This is a genomic window from Streptomyces alkaliterrae (assembly GCF_007097205.2).
In the GTDB taxonomy this organism is placed as follows: domain Bacteria; phylum Actinomycetota; class Actinomycetes; order Streptomycetales; family Streptomycetaceae; genus Streptomyces; species Streptomyces alkaliterrae.
Genome location: NZ_VJYK02000373.1, coordinates 1 through 4744 on the forward strand (window position 1 = coordinate 1; position 4744 = coordinate 4744).

Below are 4744 nucleotides of genomic sequence, written 5' to 3' on the forward strand. Positions count from 1 at the left end.
GGAGGTGCCAGGTCTGTCGGCCGTCGGCGAGTGCGTAGGCGTACAGGCCTGGGGCGTTGCCGCCGGTGATGCCGAGGAGTACGAGGCCGGCGCGGACGGCGAGGACCAGCGGGAGGCCTTGGGGGAGGTCGGGGGTCTCCCAGAGTTTCCGTCCGTCGTGGAGGCGGTACGCGGTGAGTGGGCCGCGCCCGGCGGTGGGGTTGGTACCCACTGGTGGGGCTGTGGTGGTGAGGAGCGTGGGGCCGTGTGGGTTCAGCAGTTGCCGGTCCGCGACCCGTTCGCGCCAGAGGACACGGCCGCTGTCGGCGTCGAGGGCCGCGAAGGAGCCGTCGGCGAGGCTGGTCTCGAAGAGCACGGTGCTGTCGTCGAGGCAGAGGCGGGCTGTGGGGGCGAGCGTCGCGTTCTGGAGGCGGTCGCTTGGAGAGAGGCCGCTGGGGACTCGCCAGAGCGGGCGGCCGTCGACCGGTCGGAGGGCGACGAGTTCGGCGGTGTCGTGTTCCAGGGCGACGGCGAGGCGGGTGCTCGGCCGCTGGCCGACGCCGACGACGTCGGGGGTGTGGCTCCAGACCTTCGCCCCGGTGCGCGGGTGGAGGGCGTGGAGGGTGCGGCGCTCCGCCGGGCCACCTTCCGGCCGGGTCACGCAGAGCAGCACGTCGCCGAGCGGGTGCACGGTGGTGCGGGGCATCCGGCGGTCCCAGCGCGCCTTGCCGTCCTTGTCGAGGGCGTACAGTCTCCCGGTCTGGGCCGAGCTGACGTAGGTCCAGCCCTTGGTGCCCGCGGTCACGGTCAGATCTGTCGAGTCGGGTTGGGACTCGCCTGGTGGGGAGAACCGCCAGCGGCGGCTGCCGGTCCTCATGTCCCGGGCGTGCAGGGCGCCGTCGAGCTCGATGGTGTACACGGTGTCGCGGGAGGTGGCCGTGGCAGCGCGGCCGAACGGTTCGCGCCGCCACACCGTGGCGCCGGTGTCGGCGTTGAGTACCGCCGCCCCCGCGCCGTCCCGGCTTGCCGCCAGCAGGTGGTCACCGGTGGCCGCCGACACCTGAGCGAAGCCTTCCGGCAGGCGCTTGCGCCACAGCAGCCGTGGTGGTCGTGGTGTGCCTGAGCGGTTCTGGGAGGTGAGGCCGGAGGTGAGGTACCAGCCGGTGAGCGCGGCCGCCGCGACGCCGCCGCCCGCCATCGCCAGCAGTCGACGCCGCCCCCATCGGCTCGTCCGTACCTCGGCCAGCGTCTCCTGGACGGCCTTCTCCCGTCGTCGCACCTCACGTTGCACGGGACCGGGTAGCCAGCTCTCGCCCGGTGCCGGCGCGCCGAACAGCGCCGCCAGTCGCGGCACCTTCGGCCGCTGCCACGGCTCCTTCTCCAGGCAGGCCAGGAGGACGTCGTGGAGTTCTCGCGGCGCCCCTGTGAGGTCGGGTTCCTCGTAGACGGTGCGGTAGAGGACGACGTGCGGGCTGCCATCCCCGAAGGCGCCGTGACCGGTGGCTGCGTACACGAGGGTGGCGCCGAGCGAGAAGACGTCGCCGGCCGCGGTGCAGGTGCGTCCTGACACCTGCTCGGGCGGCAGGTAGCCGGCGGTGCCGACAAGTTGGCCGGTTCCGGTCAGGCCCTCACCGCCGACGTCCCTGGCGATGCCGAAGTCGATGAGCCGTGGTCCGTCGTCGGTCAGCAGGACGTTGGAGGGCTTCAGGTCGCGGTGCACCAGGCCCGCCGCGTGCACGGCCGCGAGGGCCTCGACCAGGCCGACGGCCAGTGCCCGGACCGTGTGTTCGGGCATCGGCCCGTGCTCGGTGACGGCCTGGCTGAGTGAGGGTGCGGGCAGGTAGGCGGTGGCCAGCCAGGGCTGGGCGGCGTCGGGGTCGGCTGCCAGTACGGGGGCGGTGAAGGCGCCGCTGACTCTCAGCGCCGCCTCGGTCTCGGCACGGAACCGGTCCCGGAAGTGCGGATCCCGCGCGTAGTTCTCCCGGACGACCTTCACCGCCACCGGCCGCCCGGCGCGGGTCACGGCCAGGTAGACCCGGCCCATGCCGCCGGCGCCGAGCAGCCGGATCACCCGGTAGGGCCCGATCGTCGCCGGCTGGTAGCCGGCGGGCGGGCGCGCGTCCGGGTCCTCGGCGGGTGTGGACCGCGGCGGTGCGGTCATCCCGCGTCCGCACGGTAGGCACGGAGGCGGCCGCCGCCGGTGACGAACACCGTGCTTCCCCGTACCGCCACGCCCCACTGGGCCAGACCGCTGGGACCGCCGCCGATACCGGCCGACGGTGTGCGGCCGGCATCGGGCTTCTCCTGTAGCGCCCACAGCTGCTTTCCGTCCGAGGTGCGCAGCACCACGCAGCCGGCCGTCCCGCCGGTTCCGGACACCCCCTTGTCGTTGATCGTCAGTGTGCTGAGGAGAACCGCGGTGACCTCCTTCGAGGCGGCGAGCGTCTGGTAGTTGACCGCCAGTGCGACCGGGCTCTCGACCTGCCACCGGACCTTGCCGGTCCGCAGGTCGACGCCGTGCACCCGGCCGGGGTCGTTGGTCAGCACCAGGTCGCCGACGACCACGGGGGCGGTCGCTGCCACCATCGGCGTCGACCAGCGGCGGCGCCCGCTCTTCGCGTCGTAGGCGGTCATCCCTCCCTTGAGGTTGACGGTGATCAGCAGGTCGTCGGCGGCCGTCAGAGAGGAGACGAGCTGGCCGCCGCCGGCCTGCATGTAGGGCGGGAGTCGGCTGTCGGGGTCGGCCGGCACCTTGACGGACCACATGCTTCTGCCGCGTTCCGCGTCCAGGGCGCGCAGGGTCAGACCGTCGTCGGTGTCCTCGGTGTAGTAGAAGCCGTGCCGGTCCGCGGCGAAGCGGATGCCGAAGAGGGAGGAGGCGACCATCGGCCGCGACCAGCGGACCTTGCCGCTGTCCAGGTCGATCGCGGCGGCGAGTTGGCTGGTTTGGATGTCCGGCGTCGCTCCGGGAGACGGGGGCGTGCGGGAGCCGAAACTGATGTCGTTGACGAGGAAGTAGGCGGTGCGGTCGTGTGTGGCCAGCAGCATGACAGGGGTGAACGACGAGGCCAGTTCGGTCCTGGGGCCCTTGCCCGGGGTGGCCGGGTCCACGGTCGCCAGGAAGGTCTTCCCGAGCGATTCCAGGCCCGATCCCCGCTGGGTGACGAGCAGCCGCTCCCCCACCGGGCCGAAGACGTTCGTGCCGAGGTCGAGTTGTTCCGGGTCGACCTGTGATCGTCCGTCGAGAGCGGCGCCACGCCACCAGTGGGACTTGCCGCTCCTGGCGTCGAACGCCGCTGCCGTGTAGCTGAGTTCGTGCAGCAGCACCGTGGAGCGGAAGGCGTGCAGCCGGGGCATGGTGGAGGCCATTTTGAGGGTGGTCGTCCACAGTGGCGCCGGTGGGTCGGTGAGCTTGATGGTGCTGGCTCTGGCGCCCAGGGAGTCGTCGGTGCCCGAGGGCCGGCCGACGGGGTCGGCCGGGCCGTCCCGGCCTCGCAGCACCGCGGCCGTACCGGCGCCGGCGGCCAGGACACCGAGTGCGGCGAGTCCGCCGATGAGCACGCCGCGGCGGCCGACACGGCGCTCGTTCCGGCCGACGTCCGGCGCGAGGGCCGGCGGTGGTGGCGCCACCGCCATCAGCGCGGCCTCGTCGGCCCGGGCCGCCAGGTCCTCCCGCAGAGCGGGGAGCAGCAGATCGGCCGGGTCGGCCGGTGAGAGTTCGGTGATCACCTCTTCGAGGGTGGGGCGCCGCGCGGGTGTCTTGTCCAGGCACCGCAGCAGCAGGGTGCGCAGCGCAGGCGGGACACCGTGCAGATCGGGCTCGTCCGACACGATCCGGTGAAGCGCTCCGACGTCCCCGGGGCCGAACGGCCCCTCTCCGCAGGCCGCGTGGACGAGCACACCGGCAAGCGCGAAGACGTCGCACTCCGGTCCGACATCGTGGGCGGAGACGGCCTGTTCGGGCGCCATGAACGCGGGGGAGCCGATCACCGTGCCGGTGCCGGTCAGCCGTGTCTCACCGAGCGCCCTGGCGATGCCGAAGTCGATGACGCGCGGCCCGTCGCCGGACAGCAGCACGTTGCCCGGCTTGAGGTCGCGGTGCACCAGCCCGGCCGCGTGGATCGCCTGCAACGCCTCGGCCAGCGCCACTCCCAGCGCGCGCAGTCCGGCTTCGGGGAACCCACCGCACATCCTTACCGCCTCGCCAAGCGTCGGTCCGGGGATGTACACGGTGGCGACCCAGGGCCGTGGCCCGTCGACGTCCGCGTCCACGACCGGCACGGTGTACACACCGCTGACCCGGCGTGCGATCGTCACCTCGCGTCGGAAGCGGCCGCGAAAGACCGGGTCGTCCGCGAACTCCTCCCGCACCTGCTTGACTGCCACCAACCGGCCCGACGGGGTACGGCACAGCGACACCACGCCCATCCCGCCCGCACCGAGCTGACGCATGATCACGTGCGGGCCGACGGAGGCGGGTAACAGGACGGTCGCGTCCTCCGAACCCGGTACCCCGCCCTTTCCTGATCCCCGTGCCATCGTGCCCCTCCCCGGCCTAGGGACCCGGCGTCAGAACGGGTCGCCGGTCCCTGCGCCAACGGTTCCCCCAGGGCGGGACGGCGCCCGCCGTGTCGTCACGGTCACCCTACCCAGAGCGCTCGCCGACGCCACCGGAACGCAACCTTCACCCCACGCTGGCCGGTGGAATGACGGGCCCACGGCTCCGGGGCCTGTCAGGTTGTGGACGGGTCGCGCCACATGGGGT

2 protein-coding genes are annotated in these 4744 nt (G+C 73.0%); both read right to left on the minus strand.

The features are described 5' to 3' along the window. Positions 1 to 2140, minus strand: a 2140-nt coding sequence (locus FNX44_RS23940) for a serine/threonine-protein kinase (RefSeq protein WP_143650988.1), incomplete at its 3' end; no start/stop codon positions are given. After that, positions 2137 to 4518 carry a serine/threonine-protein kinase gene (locus FNX44_RS23945; protein ID WP_143650989.1) on the minus strand — a complete coding sequence of 794 codons (2382 nt, stop codon included), beginning with the start codon at positions 4516 to 4518 and terminating at the stop codon, positions 2137 to 2139. The genes FNX44_RS23940 and FNX44_RS23945, both read right to left, overlap by 4 nt. Positions 4519 to 4744: the final 226 nt, after the last annotated feature.

Excerpts from the sequence above, each read along its gene's own strand:
- FNX44_RS23945 (WP_143650989.1), bottom strand. The coding sequence starts at position 4,518 with ATGGCACGGGGATCAGGAAAGGGCGGGGTACCGGGTTCGGAGGACGCG.